The 17,342-nt window shown below is 58.1% G+C and carries 22 protein-coding genes and 1 pseudogene; 14 read left to right on the forward strand and 9 right to left on the reverse strand.

Annotation, left to right across the window (positions count from 1 at the left end; translation table 11 throughout):
- The first annotated feature begins 13 nt into the window (after positions 1 to 13).
- The 3 genes from HMPREF2935_RS08110 to HMPREF2935_RS08120 all read left to right on the forward strand — a co-directional run bounded on the left by HMPREF2935_RS08110 (position 14) and on the right by HMPREF2935_RS08120 (position 2,732).
- On the forward strand, positions 14 to 1,294 hold the full coding sequence (locus tag HMPREF2935_RS08110; protein ID WP_141744798.1) for a serine/threonine-protein kinase: 1,281 nt from the start codon (positions 14 to 16) through the stop codon (positions 1,292 to 1,294).
- A 79-nt stretch (positions 1,295 to 1,373) separates the two neighbouring features.
- Positions 1,374 to 2,045, forward strand: a complete 672-nt coding sequence (locus tag HMPREF2935_RS08115; RefSeq protein ID WP_070732742.1) for a hypothetical protein — start codon at positions 1,374 to 1,376, stop codon at positions 2,043 to 2,045.
- A 72-nt stretch (positions 2,046 to 2,117) separates the two neighbouring features.
- On the forward strand, positions 2,118 to 2,732 hold the full coding sequence (locus HMPREF2935_RS08120; RefSeq protein ID WP_070732744.1) for a hypothetical protein: 615 nt from the start codon (positions 2,118 to 2,120) through the stop codon (positions 2,730 to 2,732).
- 35 nt (positions 2,733 to 2,767) lie between these two features.
- Here HMPREF2935_RS08120 and HMPREF2935_RS08125 read toward each other — a convergent pair whose 3' ends face one another.
- From HMPREF2935_RS08125 to rpmB, 6 genes are all read right to left on the reverse strand, one after another.
- Positions 2,768 to 3,487 (reverse strand): TetR/AcrR family transcriptional regulator, encoded by a 720-nt coding sequence (locus tag HMPREF2935_RS08125; RefSeq protein ID WP_062041565.1) that lies wholly within the window; start codon positions 3,485 to 3,487, stop codon positions 2,768 to 2,770.
- A gap of 83 nt (positions 3,488 to 3,570) precedes the next feature.
- On the reverse strand, positions 3,571 to 4,362 hold the full coding sequence (locus HMPREF2935_RS08130; RefSeq protein WP_070732746.1) for a hypothetical protein: 792 nt from the start codon (positions 4,360 to 4,362) through the stop codon (positions 3,571 to 3,573).
- Between the two features lie 244 nt (positions 4,363 to 4,606).
- The gene (rpsR, locus tag HMPREF2935_RS08135; RefSeq protein ID WP_034657238.1) at positions 4,607 to 4,855 is read right to left on the reverse strand and encodes a 30S ribosomal protein S18; all 249 of its coding nucleotides are present in this window, start codon (positions 4,853 to 4,855) and stop codon (positions 4,607 to 4,609) included.
- Between the two features lie 21 nt (positions 4,856 to 4,876).
- Positions 4,877 to 5,182, reverse strand: a complete 306-nt coding sequence (rpsN, locus tag HMPREF2935_RS08140) for a 30S ribosomal protein S14 (RefSeq protein ID WP_061921278.1) — start codon at positions 5,180 to 5,182, stop codon at positions 4,877 to 4,879.
- A 3-nt stretch (positions 5,183 to 5,185) separates the two neighbouring features.
- On the reverse strand, positions 5,186 to 5,350 hold the full coding sequence (gene rpmG / locus HMPREF2935_RS08145; RefSeq protein WP_042530058.1) for a 50S ribosomal protein L33: 165 nt from the start codon (positions 5,348 to 5,350) through the stop codon (positions 5,186 to 5,188).
- 2 nt (positions 5,351 to 5,352) lie between these two features.
- Positions 5,353 to 5,589, reverse strand: a complete 237-nt coding sequence (gene rpmB, locus HMPREF2935_RS08150) for a 50S ribosomal protein L28 (protein ID WP_005279911.1) — start codon at positions 5,587 to 5,589, stop codon at positions 5,353 to 5,355.
- A gap of 578 nt (positions 5,590 to 6,167) precedes the next feature.
- Here rpmB and HMPREF2935_RS08155 point away from each other — a divergent pair.
- From HMPREF2935_RS08155 to HMPREF2935_RS12760, 7 genes are all read left to right on the forward strand, one after another.
- The gene (locus HMPREF2935_RS08155) at positions 6,168 to 6,437 is read left to right on the forward strand and encodes a type B 50S ribosomal protein L31 (RefSeq protein WP_061921281.1); all 270 of its coding nucleotides are present in this window, start codon (positions 6,168 to 6,170) and stop codon (positions 6,435 to 6,437) included.
- Positions 6,438 to 6,452: 15 nt separating this feature from the next.
- Entirely contained in the window at positions 6,453 to 6,626 is a 174-nt protein-coding gene (gene rpmF / locus HMPREF2935_RS08160; RefSeq protein ID WP_005530148.1) for a 50S ribosomal protein L32, read from the forward strand.
- A 212-nt stretch (positions 6,627 to 6,838) separates the two neighbouring features.
- Positions 6,839 to 7,537, forward strand: a complete 699-nt coding sequence (locus HMPREF2935_RS08165; protein ID WP_062044319.1) for a response regulator transcription factor — start codon at positions 6,839 to 6,841, stop codon at positions 7,535 to 7,537.
- Positions 7,534 to 9,087, forward strand: a complete 1,554-nt coding sequence (locus HMPREF2935_RS08170; RefSeq protein WP_070732750.1) for a HAMP domain-containing sensor histidine kinase — start codon at positions 7,534 to 7,536, stop codon at positions 9,085 to 9,087. The genes HMPREF2935_RS08165 and HMPREF2935_RS08170 overlap by 4 nt, the downstream gene beginning before the upstream one ends.
- Before the next feature lie 188 nt (positions 9,088 to 9,275).
- Positions 9,276 to 10,685 carry a S1C family serine protease gene (locus HMPREF2935_RS08175; protein WP_246817811.1) on the forward strand — a complete coding sequence of 470 codons (1,410 nt, stop codon included), beginning with the start codon at positions 9,276 to 9,278 and terminating at the stop codon, positions 10,683 to 10,685.
- 102 nt (positions 10,686 to 10,787) lie between these two features.
- On the forward strand, positions 10,788 to 11,360 hold the full coding sequence (locus tag HMPREF2935_RS08180; RefSeq protein ID WP_070732971.1) for a MogA/MoaB family molybdenum cofactor biosynthesis protein: 573 nt from the start codon (positions 10,788 to 10,790) through the stop codon (positions 11,358 to 11,360).
- 27 nt (positions 11,361 to 11,387) lie between these two features.
- Positions 11,388 to 11,609, forward strand: a complete 222-nt coding sequence (locus tag HMPREF2935_RS12760) for a hypothetical protein (RefSeq protein ID WP_083313207.1) — start codon at positions 11,388 to 11,390, stop codon at positions 11,607 to 11,609.
- Between the two features lie 107 nt (positions 11,610 to 11,716).
- Here the strand turns inward: HMPREF2935_RS12760 and mscL are convergent, their stop codons facing one another.
- The 3 genes from mscL to HMPREF2935_RS08200 form a co-directional block, all read right to left on the reverse strand.
- On the reverse strand, positions 11,717 to 12,178 hold the full coding sequence (mscL, locus tag HMPREF2935_RS08190) for a large-conductance mechanosensitive channel protein MscL (protein WP_070732757.1): 462 nt from the start codon (positions 12,176 to 12,178) through the stop codon (positions 11,717 to 11,719).
- 184 nt (positions 12,179 to 12,362) lie between these two features.
- Complete coding sequence (locus HMPREF2935_RS08195) at positions 12,363 to 13,049, reverse strand: SAF domain-containing protein (RefSeq protein WP_070732760.1); 687 nt, start codon at positions 13,047 to 13,049, stop codon at positions 12,363 to 12,365.
- Between the two features lie 68 nt (positions 13,050 to 13,117).
- Positions 13,118 to 13,702 carry a 5-formyltetrahydrofolate cyclo-ligase gene (locus HMPREF2935_RS08200; RefSeq protein ID WP_062035578.1) on the reverse strand — a complete coding sequence of 195 codons (585 nt, stop codon included), beginning with the start codon at positions 13,700 to 13,702 and terminating at the stop codon, positions 13,118 to 13,120.
- Positions 13,703 to 13,769: 67 nt separating this feature from the next.
- Here HMPREF2935_RS08200 and HMPREF2935_RS08205 point away from each other — a divergent pair, with 67 nt between their 5' ends.
- From HMPREF2935_RS08205 to HMPREF2935_RS13605, 4 genes and pseudogenes are all read left to right on the forward strand, one after another.
- Complete coding sequence (locus tag HMPREF2935_RS08205; RefSeq protein ID WP_070732761.1) at positions 13,770 to 14,696, forward strand: UTP--glucose-1-phosphate uridylyltransferase; 927 nt, start codon at positions 13,770 to 13,772, stop codon at positions 14,694 to 14,696.
- A gap of 36 nt (positions 14,697 to 14,732) precedes the next feature.
- Positions 14,733 to 16,022: a molybdotransferase-like divisome protein Glp gene (gene glp / locus HMPREF2935_RS08210; protein WP_062041541.1), complete on the forward strand. Its 1,290-nt coding sequence runs from the start codon at positions 14,733 to 14,735 to the stop codon at positions 16,020 to 16,022.
- 2 nt (positions 16,023 to 16,024) lie between these two features.
- The gene (locus HMPREF2935_RS08215; RefSeq protein WP_070732763.1) at positions 16,025 to 16,735 is read left to right on the forward strand and encodes a GNAT family N-acetyltransferase; all 711 of its coding nucleotides are present in this window, start codon (positions 16,025 to 16,027) and stop codon (positions 16,733 to 16,735) included.
- Between the two features lie 146 nt (positions 16,736 to 16,881).
- Positions 16,882 to 17,342: pseudogene (locus tag HMPREF2935_RS13605) on the forward strand (hypothetical protein); the annotation flags it as partial.

Here is a 17,342-nt window from a genome sequence, read left to right on the forward strand (position 1 = left end):
GTGAAATATACGCGTGAATGATTCCCGTGTAGTTATGTGGCTGGAGCGCCAAGGATATGCAAACGTCCGGCGCATCGGTGGCGGTGGCATGGGAACCGTCTTCGCGGCCACCGATGTCGATCTAGGGCGCAACGTTGCAATCAAGACGGTGTTGCCGGAGCTGCACAACGAAGAAGGGCTCAAGCGCTTCCATAATGAAATGAAGGCGCTGGCGGCCATCCATAGCTCCTATGTCACGCACATAAATAAGAAGCTGGCCGACACCGAGGGCAATCTCGGCTTTGAGATGGAGCTTTTCGAAGGCGGCACGTTGGAAGAGCTCATCCGTGAACGTCGCCATAGTAACGAGCCGGGTTTTAGCATCAGCGACGTCGTCAAGTACTTGCGCCCCGTGGCCAAAGCACTGGACCAGATGCATTCGATGCGCCCGGATGGGTGGATTCACAGGGATGTAAAACCGGCCAATATCTTGCTACGCCGCCGGCCCACCGATAGCGGCTATAGCGTTCTGAGCGACTTTGGAATCGCTATCTCGGAGGGGCAGTCGCGTTTAACTGCCGTAGGCAACGTAATCGGAACTGAAAACTACTCTTCACCAGAGAGCAATTCGCGTGATTACAGCGGCCAGGAAGCATCCTTTTCAGGTGATAACTATGCGCTAGCACTCATCGCGTTTGAGATGCTGACCATGTATCACCTCAAAGAGGTGATGTCGGAGTCTGCCTGGCGCACCAAGCGCATAGTCCCGGCGATGGGCACCCCGACTATCATGGAACGGCTTGATCCACAGGCGGCAATGGCCACTCAGCAGATTGATGCAGTGATGGAACGAGCACTGGATAACACTCCTTATCGGCGTTTCCCGGAGGCCTGCCAGTTCATCGATGCACTGGAGGCGTGCAGAAACGGTGGCGCGGAACTCAACGCGCGTTCCGCAGTTCCGGAGAACCAAGCCACTAACTATCCGGCAAGTGGTCAGCTTCCCGCCATGGGCTTTGGAATGGGCAGCGCACATAACCTCGCCGGGGGAGCGCAAAACTGGAGCAATCCTTCGATAGCTGCGGTGCCTTCTTATGGCGGGCTTAGCAATGCGCCCTTCAACCCAGGAATCAACCCGGGTGCGTCCATGCCTTCAACAAGGCCAATGCAGCAATCGCCGCAGCAGGTACAGTCTGCTCGGCCGGCGCAGCCTGCGAGGCCGCAGAAGGACAACAACAATGCGTTGATGATTGCGGCGACGATTCTCATCATCATCACGATTGCGATCACCACAATTGCGCTAGTAACCGGCTAACTTCCACGCTTTTAGGTATTAGTATGGACTTTTGGAATAAACCTATCCATCTATCCTCGACTTCGAAAGCGCCTAATCTATGCAGTCTAACGCCAGCTCGCCGGCAAACCTTGGACCGTGGCTTCAGATCAATGACTTGGTCGGGCAAGTCCACCGGATGGGCCCGGGCGACGAACTCATAGTCGGGCGCGCAGGCGACTTTGTAGTAGGCGCAGAGGACTTGGACCTGCACCGTCAGCTATTCCAGCTGTGGTACTCCGGCCAAGGCTGGATGCTTGCCAATGTGGGCCGCCATATCCCGCTGTATATCAGCCAGCGCAATGTGCGCTCCCATTCGCGCATCGAGGTAGGACCGCGCGGCTTGGCACCCATCCCACCGGGGCCGACCGCCATCACTTTCACCACGCCTGATTGCGTGTACGAGATTCACATCGACGTTCAAAACAACGACATGATTCGCCGCACCCCGCGCCCGCTGGATGAGGAGGGGGACCGCACGCGCACTCGCCACGTCCCGAATGACGAGCAGGAGCTGTTGCTGCGCCAATTGGCTAGCTACCTCCGCGCGCCGGGTGCCACGGATGCTAATATCCCGGCGATTCGAGAGCTGGCGCAGGCGCTTGGCTGGACCGAGAAGAAGACCAACCAGAAGATCGATCGCCTGATTGAAAGCCTTAAGGAAGACGGCGAAGCGGTGTATAAGCCTCATAAAAACTGCTTGGCTCACTATGCCGTTCAGCGCTATCGTTGAGGTCTAGGAAGACCTAGCGCACCTAGCCCATAGAGCATTTCTCGTATCGACACAGAAAAGAAGGCGCACACTATGACTTATCCGTATCCACAACAAAAAGATAAGTCCGGCGTGGTGCCTATCGTCGTCGGAATCGTCATTCTCGTCGCAATCGTGGCAGCCGCCGCTGCATTCTTCTTGCTTGGGCGGGGCGGTGAGAAAACTGAGCAGACTGCGCAGCAGGAATTCAAGCCGGTGGAATCGACCACCACCTCGACAGCCAGCACCACTTCCGCAGCGCCTAGCACTAAAGAAAGCCCAAGCCCGTCCGTAGTAACCGTGACGGAAACAGCGTCTAACCCGGAAGAGCATTACGACCACGGGCGCGATAAGTCCACCGTCAGCGGTGGTATTTTGAGCGACCGCGGTTGGTCCGGCAGCTATGCATCGTGCACCGCGGGCGAGGACCTCATCCTCGCTGGCACCAGCGATGACGGCAAGGTTGTCGTCTGCGGCAACGCCGGCGGTGCTACCTACCGTTCCGATATGTTCGGCGGCACCTTGGAGCTGCCCGCCGAAGGTCACGAAGGCACCTACCAGGTTGATGCCGATCCTTCGTCCATCGTGGTCAATGCCGACGGTCTGCGCGTCTACCAAGACAACGCGGCCGTAGAAAGCGTCACCTGGAACGACTACTGGCAGCGATAGGTGTTTGCTTGGCAGCACCACGCTGCACACACTAATTAATTGCCGGACTTCTTCTTACGATCCGCGGCAGCAGCGGCGGCAGAGGAGATGGAGTCGTGGCGGTTCTTGAGCAGCTCAAGAGTGGTCTCTTCCGCGTTGTCCGGAACCTTTGCGCCGAGAACGGCTAGCGCGGCGTCGGCAAGCATGGCGGCAGTCTCCGGAACGCGCTGGGAAGCGTCGAAAGGCGGGGTGCCATCGTTCGGGCGCATCTCAATGACCGAAAGCGCGATGTGGAACGGAAGCTCGATGCGGGGGTCATCCTCGCCGACGATTGAGGCGGCAATTTCGCGGAAACGAGACTGCAAAGCAGTGCGCTGTTCGTGGTACTCGGAGAACTCGGGGGAGTTAGCCACCGGCAACTGGTAGAGGCGGCCAACGTTCCAGCCGCTGGTTAGCAACAGGCGGGATTCCGCCGCGACGAGGGACCATAGGCGCTGCTCAGCGGTGGCTTCGGAGGCAGCAAGTTCCTCGGCGAGCTCGAGGGAAGGTTCGATGGTGGAGTTAAGGAGGGTTAAGAAGATCTCCGTCTTGGAGGGGAAATGATAATACAGAGACGCCTGGCGAATGCCCACGGCATCCGCAATCTGGTGCGTCGAAGTGGTGGCAAAACCCTGCGTGGTGAAAAGCTCTGATGAAGCGTCGAGGATCTCTTCACGGGCGGTAGTTCCACGGCGGCGCGGGCTGTTCTTGCGCGGCCTACCAACAGTTCCAGCCATGGGGCAGGACGCCTCCTTTCGTGTGAATGAATTTTAATTCATTAAGCCAGTTAAGTGTACTCGTTTATATTCGCAGCAACTAATTAATTGTCCTGCGTGGAGCAGTCTTTCTGACGTTTATCAATGGACTCAAAGTTTGCGGATACCGTGCGGCAGGCGGAGCCATAAGCGGTGCGGTCGAGGGGTGGGAGAGTAGCAAGGACACCATCGCGTCCGTTGACGCCGGCGTGCCACTGGCGCAACTCCAACGCGATGCCGGTACCCCAGGCACGGGATAAGGCTTCGGCTTCGGCGGCGTCGAGAAGCTCACGCTCAACGCCGATCGCGAGGCGATCCGGAGTAGGGTGTGGCGCCGGCGCGGCCCAACGGGCAATGGCGGCGATGGGGGCGAGCAGGGCACCCTGGATATCCACGGGCGCATTGCGATCCGGCAAGCCGTCGACCACCTTGAGCGCTGGCGGGCGCAAATCCAGTGCTTCCTTCAGCAGCGCATCTTCGCTGCCGACGCCCAGCGCCAGGCCAGCGTCGGCACGGCTGGCCATGTTCTCCTCCGCAGGACGGCCAACAAGGCCCACGTCCCTAAAAATAGATTCCAGCTGCGGGTCCTCGCCCAGCCAGGTGATGGTCATGGAAGGAAGTGCGTCACCGCGGGCGACGGGACCGGAAAGGCGCACGGGGCTGGCGACGCCAGGCGAGCGCACGATGTCAGTGATAATGCGAGAAAACCACGTAGCAAGTTCTAGCTCGTTCGCGCTGTGGTCTAGAGAATTGTGCAGGAGATCCTGCGCTTCCGCGAGTAAGCCGCGGGCAGTAGCGGGGGACTGGCAGTGTGCTGCGAGCTCACTGAGATCCGCCAAGGATTGATGCAATGGCATGCGCCTTAAAAGCCCTTTCGAGGAGAGGGGAAGTGAATATCACTAATCTATCACCAGCTCGAATCCCGCATAGGGAAGTTGTGGGTTAAGTAGCAGATAGCTATCTCGTGGCCAAGAACAAAACGCACAAAAGCCGCTTTCCATCCAATCGAAGTGATTGAAAGAAAGCGGCTTTCGAAGGTTCTTTTACCGTGTCACACTTGCCAGCGGCAAAAGTGCGCTGTTGAGAAACCCAGCTACTGATTTAGCGGGCGGTGAACGGCAGGAGAGCCATTTCGCGTGCGTTCTTCACAGCGGTAGCGACCTGGCGCTGCTGCTGTGGGGTAAGACCGGTCACGCGACGGGAACGGATCTTGCCACGGTCGGAGATGAACAGACGCAGGGTCTTTACATCCTTGTAGTCAACCGTCTCGATACCCTCAGCCTTCAGCGGGTTCTTCTTCGGGCGACGGGTTTGTTCCATGCGGAACTTCTTTTGGTTATTGCGCTTGATAGCCATTGTGCAATTACCCCTTTACCAGCTGGACTTGCGAACGCCCGGCAGCTCACCACGGTGAGCCATGCCGCGCATACGGACACGGGACAGGCCGAACTTACGGAGGTAACCGCGCGGACGGCCGTCGGCTGCGTCGCGGTTACGGATGCGGGAACGGGATGCATCACGTGGCTGACGGTTCAGCTCGAACTGTGCGTCCAGACGATCCTCGTCCGAGGTGTTCGGGTTCTTGATGATGGCCTTGAGCTCAGCGCGACGCTCCGCGTAGCGGGCGACGATTTCCTTGCGCTGCTCGTTCTTGGCGATCTTGGACTTCTTAGCCATAGATTATCGCTCCTCGCGGAATTCGACGTGCTTGCGGACGACCGGATCGAACTTCTTCAGGGTGATGCGATCCGGGTTGTTGCGCTTGTTCTTACGGGTCACGTAGGTGTAACCGGTGCCCGCAGTGGACTTCAGCTTGATGATTGGACGGATGTCATTACGTGCCATCTTTAGATCTTCTCCCCACGTGCGCGAATCTTGGCGACGACGGACTCGATGCCGTCGCGGTCAATAATCTTCATGCCCTTGGTAGAGACATTCAGGGTGATGGTACGGCCCTCGGAGGGCAGGTAGTAGCGACGACGCTGCACGTTGGGGTTCCAACGGCGCGAAGTGCGGCGGTGCGAGTGCGAGACCTGCTTGCCGAATTCCGGCTTGCGGCCCGTTACCTGGCAAATAGCCGACATGGGTCTTCTTTCTCCTAGCCGCCCACATCATGGCTACTGACGGCTATGCCTTCTGCGGTGAGGCGCAGTGCTCGAAAAGTGAGGTTGAGCATGGGTGGCAAGACCGTCAAACACCAGTAGACGGGGCGTAAAACGTATACTTTGACAACAGCAAGGGGAAATCTTACAGCCCGCGGCCCAAATTACCTAATCGCCTTCCTTGTCCCAGTGCTGCAAGCTGATGCAGTGGGCTCGTGTGAACTACCTGCGCCATTTGGTCTTGTTAACGCCTGTGGCTGTTGTTAATTATGCGGGCCGATTCCTATATATACGGAGCGTAATAGCGTGTATGTGGGTTTGGGGAACTGATGGCAAAGGTGTAACATGCTTTAAGTTGTTGACATCTCCGCCCACGGGAAGCGCAAGCAATATCCCGGAGCGATGAGGTTAACGCCATTTTTAATCTGTACGTCCCAACTCGGGCACGATTTTCGACACCGATAGAAGGCTGCTTTGTAAAAAGTTCGCCGTTCTTTAAGGCTTAAGCCAGGTAGAAGAGTGAAGAACCGACCCGTAGTTTCAACCCTGAGGGAATAATTATGAAGAAGGATATCCACCCGGATTACCACCCGGTGGTCTTCAAGGACGCCGGCACTGGCCACTCGTTCTTGACCAAGTCCACTGCTACTTCCGATCGCACCGTTGAGTGGGAAGATGGCAACGAGTACCCACTGATCGTCGTTGACGTGACCGCTGAGTCCCACCCGTTCTGGACCGGTGCACAGCGCGTTATGGATACCGCAGGCCGTGTCGAGCGCTTCAACCAGCGCTTCGGTGCAATGGCTCGCCGCAAGAAGAAGAACGCGTAAGGAGGATAGAAGAAAATGGCAACTCCTAAGTTCAAGATGTCCCGCGCGAACACCCGCGCACGTCGCTCCCAGTGGAAGGCAGACAACGTCGCCCTTCAGGAAGTCACCATCGACGGTCAGACCGTGCGCATCCCGCGCCGTCTGGTCAAGGCTGCAAAGCTCGGCCTGGTAGACGTGGAGCAGTTCTAATCTAGAACGCACTACTTTTTAAAAAGCCTGCGAGAAGCGCCTAAAACAAGGCGTCTTCTTCGCAGGCTTTTTCTTTTGAACAGATTTTTTAAACAGATACATGGCCTAAAGGCGCCGCGAGAAACGTTAGCTTGTGGCTTTGGGGGGATGGAAAGGGGCTGGATTGCATGGTGGCTTCGAAAATCCACCGTGAATAGTTCATAATTATGTTTATGAAGATTCTTGTCGTCGACGACGAGCAAGCGGTACGCGAATCGCTGCGTCGCTCTCTCCGGTTCAATGGTTATGAAGTCATGATTGCCAGTGACGGCCTTGAGGCGGTGGAGGCTGTCCGCAATGAAAATCCGGAGCTGTTGATCCTCGACGTCATGATGCCCAACATGGACGGCCTTGAGGTCTGCCGTACTCTCCGCAGTGAGGGCTGGGAACGCCCGATCCTGGTGCTAACTGCCCGCGATAGTGTCTCCGACCGCGTGGCTGGTCTCGATGCCGGAGCGGATGATTATCTACCGAAGCCATTTGCGCTGGAGGAGCTTTTGGCACGCGTGCGTTCTTTGCTGCGCCGCGCCGCTGCAGACTCCATTGGGGCACCGCACAGCGCGGAGACCGAGCTTTCCTTTGAGGATTTGCAGCTCGATGCGGATACCCGTGAGGTAAAGCGCGGAGACCGGCATATCTCTTTGACCCGTACCGAGTTTGCTTTGCTGCAGTTGCTGATGGAAAATCCGCGCAAGGTCATGCCGCGCAACGTGATTCTGGAAGAGGTATGGGGCTACGATTTCCCAACTTCCGGCAACGCGCTGGAGGTCTACATCGGTTACCTGCGGAAGAAGACGGAAGGTGAGGGCGAATCGCGTCTCATCCACACCGTGCGCGGCGTCGGTTATGTTCTGCGGGAGTCGACACCGTGATCTTGAGGAAGCCAGCGTCCAACGCCGAGGCTTCCGAACAGGTACAACCCACCCCTGTTAACGAGATTGCCGGCGGAAGGGGGAGTTGGGCTTCTCGGGCGCCACTACGGTGGCGTCTTTCGCTTGTTACGGGTCTGGTCGTGGCCATCGCCGTGGCGCTTATGACCTTGGCAACCTATTGGATCGTGTCTGAGTCTTTGACCGCGGCCGTCGACAAGCAGCTTGAGCAAAAAGCCGACGTGTTGATTCAGGAAAGCCAGGACCCGCGTTTTGTTGAATCTATCGATTCCGAAATCGCGAGGTTTAAGCTTTATAATCCCTCTACTCGCATCGCGATTTCTCCTCCTTCTTGGAGCTTTACCTTTGGCGATGCTATCCCGGTGGGCGGGCAGTTCCAGGAGGACGATGACTACACCGAGACTTCGGTGCGCACCGTCGGTGGCGAGCGCATCCTCGCAAAACGCCATGACTTAGGCACCACTGTGGTCTTGGCCCGGGACTTGAGCGAGACGAATGATCTCATCGCGGCCATTGGCGCAATGCTGCTCGTTATCGTTGCGCTTGGCGTTCTGCTGGCGATCTTTGCCGGCATGCTCGTTTCCAAGACTGGTATGCAGCCGATTTCGCGCCTGAAGCGTGCGGCCGATTACGTCACGCAGACCAACGATCTGCGTCCTATCGAGGTTGTCAACAATGACGAGATGGCGCAGCTTACGGTTTCCTTTAATCAGATGCTGGAAGCGCTGCAGCAATCGCGTGTGCAGCAGGCCCAGTTTGTGGCGGACGCAGGTCACGAGTTGAAGACTCCGTTGACCTCGATGCGTACCAACATTGAGTTGCTGATGATGATGAACAAGTCCGGCGGTGGGTTTGGTATCAGCGAAGAAGATCGCCGCGACTTGGAAGATGACGTCATGTCACAGATGACGGAGCTTTCTACGCTCACCGGTGACTTGGTCGACTTGGCTCGTGAGGACGCCACGGAGAAGGCTCCGGAGCCGGTTGACCTTATGGAGGTGCTCGAGTCTTCGCTAGCGCGCGCTAGGCGACGCCGCCCCGACGTCGAGTTCCGGGTACGCTTTATTCCCTGGGTCCTAGAAGGCGATCCATTCGCCCTGGGCCGGGCAACGCTTAACCTGATGGACAATGCGGCGAAATGGTCGCCTGCGACCGGCACCGTGCGTGTGTTCATGCAGCAGATCAGCGAGCACGAGGTCCGTCTTCGGGTCGACGACTCTGGCCCGGGCATTCCGCCGGATGAGCGGGAGAAGGTATTCGAGCGTTTCTACCGTTCCGCAGACGCCCGCTCGATGCCGGGCTCTGGTTTGGGTCTGGCCATCGTCAAATCCGTGATTGAGCGCCACGATGGCTCCATTGAAATTAAGGATTCCAACGATGGCGGCACGCGCATGGAGGTTATCCTGCCGGGTTACCGTGGGGAAGGCGAGACCTTCGTTGATGGCCTTTCCGATCCTTCCGCAAACGAAGAAGATGAGGCGGCTGTTGATCGCGGCACCATCTTCGCCGAGCGCTGGTTTAATCAGGGCTAATCTTCGCCGAGCGCTGGTTTAATCAGGGCTAATCTGCGCCGGCCTTATTGCGGCATAAATAGGGGTTGCGTTGCAGGTCAAGACATACAGGGTTCTAACAGTTATTCTTATATGGCTAGCAGAATCGTTACAGATGCACCCCAGCCCACCGCGGCACAATTGCCCACATGAATACGAGGAACTCAAACATGAACGAGCCTGCGGATCCACGCGGCGAAAGGCCAATGTCCGAGAATCAACCCAATCTCAGCAATTCTGCTGGTTGGAATGAACCGCGCCAGAACTCCGGGGCGCAGCCTAGCTCCAGCGGCCAGGCTGGTTCCTTTGGGATGCACGGCGCTAACTTCAACCAAGGCGCGGGCAATCCCCAATTCGTCGGCGGCCAAGCAAGCCCGCAGACCCAAAGCTTCGGCGTGGGCCAGCCCGGCCAGCCCGGCCAGGCGGTGCAGTTCGGCCAACCAGGCCAACCTAATCAGGGCATAACTTACGTAGGGGCGCAACCGAACCCGCCAGAAAAGAAGAAGGTGGGCCTGGGCACGGCTTTGGCCATGTTCCTCGTCGGCGCCGTTGCTGCGGGCAGCATTACTGGCATAGCTCTAGGAACGAAGGATAAGAACGATACGAGCGCCGTAAACCAGGTTCTGCAGAATGAGCCGGTGGCTAATAGCACTGGTGAGGAACCAGCTGAGGGCTCGGTTGAGGCGACCGCTGCTAAGGTGCTGCCCGCGGTTGTTTCCATTGAGGCTTTGGGCCTTACCAGCGCTGCTGAGGGCTCTGGTTCCATCATCTCGCCGGATGGCTATGTGCTGACTAACCACCACGTGGTTGCCGGCGCTGAGCGTGGCGGCAAGTTGCGCGTCAGCATGAACGACGGCAGCAAGCACGAAGCTGAATTTATTTCTTCCGACGCAAACACCGACGTCGCGATCATCAAGATTAAGGACGTTAATGACCTGCCGTTCCTGCAATTCGGTGATTCTGACGCCGTGGCCGTTGGCCAAGAGGTCGTTGCTGTGGGCTCCCCGCTGGGGCTAAATGCCACGGTTACCTCCGGTATTGTCTCCGCGAAGAATCGCCCGGTTCGGGCTTCCCAGGAGGGCGGCGAGAGCTCGCTTATCGACGCCATCCAGACCGATGCCGCAGTCAACCCTGGTAACTCCGGTGGCCCATTGGTTGATATCAACGGCAACCTGATCGGCATGAATTCCATGATTGCCTCCTTGTCGAGCTCCGGTTCGAGTGAAGCAGGCTCCATCGGCTTGGGCTTTGCAATCCCTTCTAACTTTGCCAAGCGCATGGCTGACCAGCTCATCAACAAGGGCGAGGTTAAGCACCCAACCTTGGGCGTCAAGGTAGACGCGCGCGACAGTGGCGACGGCGCACGCATCGTCGAGGTTGAGCCAGGCAGCCCAGCAGAAGAAGCAGGGCTGAAGGCAGGCGACCTCGTTACCCGCGTCAACGACCGCCGCATCGAGAACTCCGATTCCTTGATTGCCGCAGCTCGCTCGCAAGACTTCGGCGCCAAGGTCACGCTCGAGGTCAGCAATGAGGAAGGAAAAGATCCTCGCCAGGTAGAGGTAACCCTTTCGGGCGAGTAAATTATCCACTAACAAAAATCGCCCGAATCTTTGAAGAAGAATTTTTGGTCCTATAAAGGAGCTACATTGGCAGACCATGCTGACAACGAGACCAACAACGGCATTTTCGAGGTCTCTGAGGAATCCACAGGGGCTTTGTTGGACGTCGCTGAGCCTGATGACGCCTTCCTGATCGCCAGCGAGCAGGAACAAAACTTCAACGCACCGCGCCGCGCGCTGGTGGTCGTCATCACTGACCACCCAGACGAGAACTCGGATGATACGTCCCGTTTGGTCGGTGAGCTCCTTTCTGAGGCTGAATTCCAGGTCGATGGCTCCGTGACTGTTCGTTCCAAGAAGTCGAAGATCCGTCAGGCCATTGAAACTGCAGTTGTCGGTGGTGTTGACTTGGTCCTTACCGTCGGCGGTACTGGTGTTGGCCCGCGCGATAAGGCACCTGAAGCCACACGCGCGGTCTTGGATCAGATGGTTCCCGGCATCGCGCAAGCACTGCGCTCCTCCGGCCAAGCCTGCGGCGCAGTCGATGCCTGCACTTCGCGGGGCATCTCCGGCGTTTCGGGCTCGACCGTCATCGTTAACTTGGCTTCCTCCCGCGCCGCAGTGCGCGACGGCATGGCCACGCTGGCCCCGTTAGTTCATTACCTCATCGACCAGCTCCAGAAGTACAGCGTCTAGTAGCCGGTAAGTTTCCTTCTAGTATTCATGTCTGAACCTCGTAAACGCCGCCGGGCCGTTCGTCGCTCCGCCGTGGACTATGACCGCACTGCCGACCAACCGGACTTTGTATCTGCCTTTGATAACTCGGGTCGGGAAAGCGGCGGGGACGCTCATCGCGTAGTCCAGCTCGATGAGGATGCCCCGGCTGAGCAGAAGCATGACGAAACTTTCTACAGGGAGCAAATGCCGCCGCATTATGGCCAATAGGCGCGAGCGTTTCCCACCTCTAATTATTGGCTATTAGTAACGACGAACTCCGGTTGTCTTTTATCTAAAAGACAACCGGAGTTCGGTCTTTATGCAGGCTGTAAAACCTATGCCTGGTGGCGGCCGGTGCTCTCCGGGTTGTAGGAGGTACCAGCGATGTTGTTGCTAGCAGCGGAGCCGTTCTGCGCTTCCAGCAGGTCGCGGATCTCAGTCAGGAGCTGCTCGGTGGTCGGAGCTGGCTCTTCTGGGTCAACGCCGTGGCGGCGCTTAGCAGCTTCGGAGAGCTTGTTGATCGGCATCACGATGAGGAAGTAAACAACCGCAGCGATGATGAGGAAGTTGAGGGCAGCGGTAATAACAGCACCGAAGTCCATGAAGGTGGACTCATTGTCGGTGATCTGGAAGCCCAGGCCCTTGACTTCTGCGGAGCCGAAGGAGTTGATCAGAGGCTGGATGAGATTGTTGGTGACGGCGGTGACGATAGCGGTGAATGCGCTACCAATGATGACTGCGACTGCCAATTCGATGACATTGCCGCGGAGGATGAAGTCCTTAAAGCCCTTCAGCATTGGGAGGGTTTCCTTTCCTAAAACACATTGTGACCCTTGCCCCCGAGTGACTTTTCTAAGTTAGTCATGAGTCAAATGTTATGAAAATTAAAAGCAGAGGCTAGTGGGGTCTTACCCTAGCGAGTTTTAGGGGATGTGACAACGTTTCTGGCTCAATCGGAAAGCTTCTGGAAGCGGCTCTACGCTAATTCATGCCGGTGGCTCGTTGTCCCACAATGACAACGGTGAGCGGTTGGCTCAGAGAAGCGGCTGCCACGGCATCAGCTTGGGAAGCAGGAAGAGCTAAAAGCACGGTGGTGGCGCGGCCTTCTTCTTCGCCGCTGGTCGTCGTAATTACGCGCCCACCTGCGGCGATGACTGAGCCAGCAGTTGTTTGGCCTTCTTCTATCTCTTCTTTGCCAGCGCCAGCGATGACGTTGACAGTATCCCCATGGTGGAGGTGGGGAAGGATGTCAGGTTCTGCTGGCTTGATTGGAATCATGTGGGATTCCTCGCCCGGGTTATTTCCTGTGGAGTTATTCACTAAATCGTCCACGAGCTGCGGGCCAAGCAGTCTCGTCTCGGTAAGAATTTCTCCAGCCGAGCCCGCCGATACGACCACGCGGCCTTCAAGCTCTTCGAGGTTGGTATCGACTTTCGTCTCCGGCAGTGCGCTGGCCGGGATGGGTGCTAGCGTGACGTCGTCAAGCGAAAGAGCATGGCCCGCAGGAACATCGCGGGCAAAGACCACCGCCTGCGGGTGTTCCTTGCGAGCGGAAAGCATGCTGAAACCTGCTGCGGCAACCAGCACCGATGCAACAAAGCGTCTTAGCATCAGCGCCCGCCGGTGTCCTGGGGTACGCAGCACTTTCAGCAATTTATCCGCAGTCATGCTCTTTTAGACTGCGGATGCAGGACTATGGTTCCGATTTTGCTGTTTCTTATGGCTAAATCGTCTAGCTAAACGTCTGGCTCAATGTCGACGAGCCCACGTTCAGTCAGAATGACATCAACTGGGCGGTCGTGTTCTTCCTTTGGCACATCGCGGACCTCGCTGGAGTGGACCATGGCAATGACCTTGGGCTTGCCGGGAACAAGTGGAGTAAGCGCGCGGTCGTAGTAGCCAGCACCCTTTCCGAGGCGGTAGCCGCTCTTGTCCACTGCCATCGCTGGAGCAAAGATGAAGTCGAGCTCAGCCAAGATGGAGCTGGGAAAGCGCTCGCCGGTTGGTTCTGCGATGCCGAGCGCGCCGGGCTGGAGGCTCTCGGGGCCTTCGTAAAGCGCCCAGTAAAGTTGCCCATCGTCGCCAGAGATAGGCAGATATACCGCCTTACATGCCTGTGCCAGGGTGTGGACAAACTCGCTGCCGCCGGGCTCTGAACCCAGAGGGTTATAGGCTGCGACCTGCATATCGGGGCTTAGAAGTTGGGCGGCCGCGTTGCACCAAGCGGCGTCGGCAGTGGCTTTCTCCTCGGGGCTGCGGGTGCGGCGGGCGTCGAGAAGCTCAATGCGCAACGCCTGCTTTTGCTTGGCTATCTCAGTCATAGAACTAATAGTAATTGCTGGTGTATCGCTGCACGAAAGCAAAAGTTCGGCCTGTAAGCTCAAACTTATGGCTAATAACAACGAGGGATCCCTGCACGGGATTAAGACAGTTGTCGTGCCGGCAGCGGGCCTGGGTACCCGCTTTTTGCCGGCCACTAAAACTGTTCCGAAAGAACTGCTACCTGTGGTTGATACCCCAGGTATCGAACTCATCGCAGAGGAAGCCGCTTCGGTTGGTGCGCAGCGTTTAGCAGTTATTACTGCCCCCAACAAGCAAGAGGTGATGCGCCACTTCGATGCCTTCCCGGAGCTTGTTGAGACCTTGGACGCACGTGGCAAGGACGAGCAGGTGGCTAAGGTGCGCCGCGCTGGCGAACTTATTCACCCGATCTCTGTGTCGCAGGAAAAGCCGCTCGGCTTGGGGCATGCGGTTGGTCTTGCGGAATCCACATTGGACGATGACGAGGACTGCTTCGCCGTCATGCTCCCGGATGACATTGTCTTGCCGGCGACTGTCATGGAGGAGATGGCACGCGTGCGCGCTGCCGTCGGTGGCTCGGTGCTGTGCGCATTCGAGGTCGAGCGTGAAGAGACCTTCAACTACGGTGTCTTCGACGTGGAAGATACCAACGCACCTGGCGTGAAGAAGGTCGTTGGCATGGTGGAAAAGCCAGAGCCTGAAGATGCGCCTTCGAACCTAGTGGCCACCGGTCGCTACCTGCTAGACCGCAAGATCTTCGACGCGCTGCGCCGCATTTCCCCAGGTAAGGGCGGTGAGCTGCAGCTAACCGACGCCATCGAGCTGCTCATCCAGGAAGGCCACCCGGTCCACGTGGTGGTTCACCGCGGAAAGCGTCATGACCTGGGCAATCCTGGCGGATATATTCCGGCAAATGTGGACTTCGGCCTGCACCATGAGAAGTATGGCCCGGCTTTGTACAAGGCAATCAAGCAGATCATTGCCGAGTATGAGGCTGAAAAGGGCATCAACTAATCTAGGTCAGAAGACAAACAGGGAAGGCGGCAGTCTATGCGTTCAGTAGATGATCAGCTTGCGATGATTACTGATGCGGCGGTGACACCGGAACCAGTGCGTATCGCGATTGCAAACTCGCTGGGTCTAATGTGCGCCGAGGAAGTGCAAGCCAATCAGCCGCTGCCCGGATTCCCGCAGGCGGCAATCGATGGCTACGCGGTGCGCGCCGTTGACGTGGGAGGCGAGCGTGCTTTGAAGGCGCGGCGCACTACTGAGGAGGACGCAGAAGGGGAGCAAAAGGGCCCTGAGGTTGAGCGTTCCATCCCCGTGGTGGGCGAGGTTCCGGCGGGCTCGCGCCAGCCGCTGCGCTTGCAGCCGAAGCAGGCGGTGCGCGTTTACACCGGTGCGCCTTTGCCCACGCTTGCCGACGCCGTCCTTCCCCTCGAATGGACCGACCGCGGCCGCAAGCGCGTGACGGCGCATCGCCCTGTGCGCTCGGGTGACTTTGTGCGCCGAGTTGGCGACGATATCCAGCCAGGAGACGTCGCGGTTTCTTCGGGAACTATCCTGGGACCTGCGCAGATTGGCCTTCTGGCCGCTGTCGGCCGCTCAAAGGTTCTGGTTTATCCGCGCCCGCGCGTGACCATCTTGTCCTTCGGTAAGGAACTCGTGGATATCGACCGCGAACCGGGCCTGGGTCAAGTATTTGACGTTAACTCCTATTCCTTGGCCGCTGCGGCGCGGGAAGCAGGCGCTGACGTACAACGCGTCGGCATCGCGGAAGGCGAGCCGCGACGAATCCGCGAGGCGCTGGAAACACACATCGCCCGCAGCGAGGTCCTGGTGATCTCCGGTGCGGTCGGCGGCGCCGGTTCTGAGGCAGTGCGTGAGGTGCTGCGCGAGCTCGGCGATATCGATACCTCCCGCGTGGCCATCCACCCGGGGTCAGTGCAAGGCTTTGGCTTGCTGGGAGAGGAGCGCGTTCCAACGTTCCTGTTGCCTTCGAACCCGGTCTCGGCATTGGTCATTTTTGAAGTATTCGTGCGCCCGCTAATTCGCCTTTCTCTGGGCAAGCGCAATGCAAATCGCCGCGTCGTGCGTGCTCGCGCGCTCAACCACATGGATTCGCGTCCAGGTCGCCGCGGTTTTATCCGTGCGCGTTTGATGCGTGACGCTGAGACTGCCGACTACCTGGTCGAGGGTTTGGGCGGCGCTAGCGGTGCGCCGGCCCACCTGTTGGCGGGTCTTTCGGAGGCTAACGCGATGATTAGGATTCCGGAAAGCGCCACTGAGATCCGCCCGGGCGACGTGGTGGACGTGCTCTTTTTGACGCAGCGCAGCTAGGCATGCTGGATCCTTTCGGGACTGCGGCGGGGCACCTGCGTGTACCTGCGAGTGGGCCGCCGCGTGAAGAACATCCAGGGTGGCCGGAATCCACCCCGAGTATTAGTTTGGCACCTTCCGACGTCCTGCCGGAGGGCGGAGTTCTCCGCTTGCGTCCGCTGATGCGCGGCGATGGCCATGACTGGCGCCGTCAGCGCATCATCGATGAGCAATACTTACGCCCGGTCGAACCCACCATCCCAACGACGTGGGAAAACGCCCATTCGGGAAATGCTTGGTGGAACCATCTGATGTTCCTACGTGACAACGCGCGGATGGGCAGCATCATCCCCTTAGTGATCGAGCTGGATGGTCAGTTTATGGGCCAGGTGACGCTGGGAAATATTCAGCACGGCAGCATCGGGGAATGCTGGATTGGTTACTGGGTTCATTCCGCAGTCCACCGCGCCGGCGTGGCTACGGCAGCGTGCGCACTGGGCGTTGACCACGCCTTCCGCCGCGTAGGTATGCACCGCGTGACAGCGACCTATTTGCCGGAGAACCTTGCCTCAGGCAAGGTCCTGAAGTCCTGTGGTTTTCGCGAAGAAGGATATCTCCGTCGCAACCTGCATATCAATGGCGCCTGGCGCGATCACTACTTTGTGGCGCTCAACCGCGAGGACTATCCGAACACCGCTGTCGCGCGGTTACGGGCAGAGGGGCGATTTCTTTAGCCGGGGCCCCAGTTGGCGGGTAGATTTCGCCACTGTTTTCACACAAGTCACAACATTGTAATTTCCCCGATTTTGAGTCTTTATAGGGGCGGTTCAGGCGCTAACGTTAAGACAAACTCTGCACCCTACGGAAGGCCACCCATACCGTGTCCACTGCTGTGCCTATTATCGCCATCATCGTGGTCTGGGCTTTTGTCTTGGCACCTTGGCTGCTGCGTTCGCAGCGCCCGATGAGCCACACAGGTGAAGCCTTTGATGACACTCGCGTGTTGTTTGAAGGTGACTCCGGAAACGTCGCCGCGCGCCGCCGCCCGCGTGTTAATAAGCGTGACGTGCGCCGTTTTGAAGACGATACCGAAGACTACGAAGTCATCGACGCTAGCGATATCTCCGTGGTTGACGAGGAAGAAACCCCTGCCGTTACCATCGCCGGTGCCGCAGCAAAGGCTAAGGCGAATCCGCGCCAGCCGGGCGCTCAGCTGTCTGATGAGCCTGAAGGCGGAGACGCCGTGAAGACGGACGCACCGGAGACCGTTGAGGGGGAAATCGTCGAAGAGTCCGGCAAAGCCAAGGCTGAGACTACGGCGAAGGAAACGACCCCAGCCGG

This window comes from Corynebacterium sp. HMSC076D02, assembly GCF_001813815.1.
GTDB lineage: Bacteria > Actinomycetota > Actinomycetes > Mycobacteriales > Mycobacteriaceae > Corynebacterium > Corynebacterium simulans.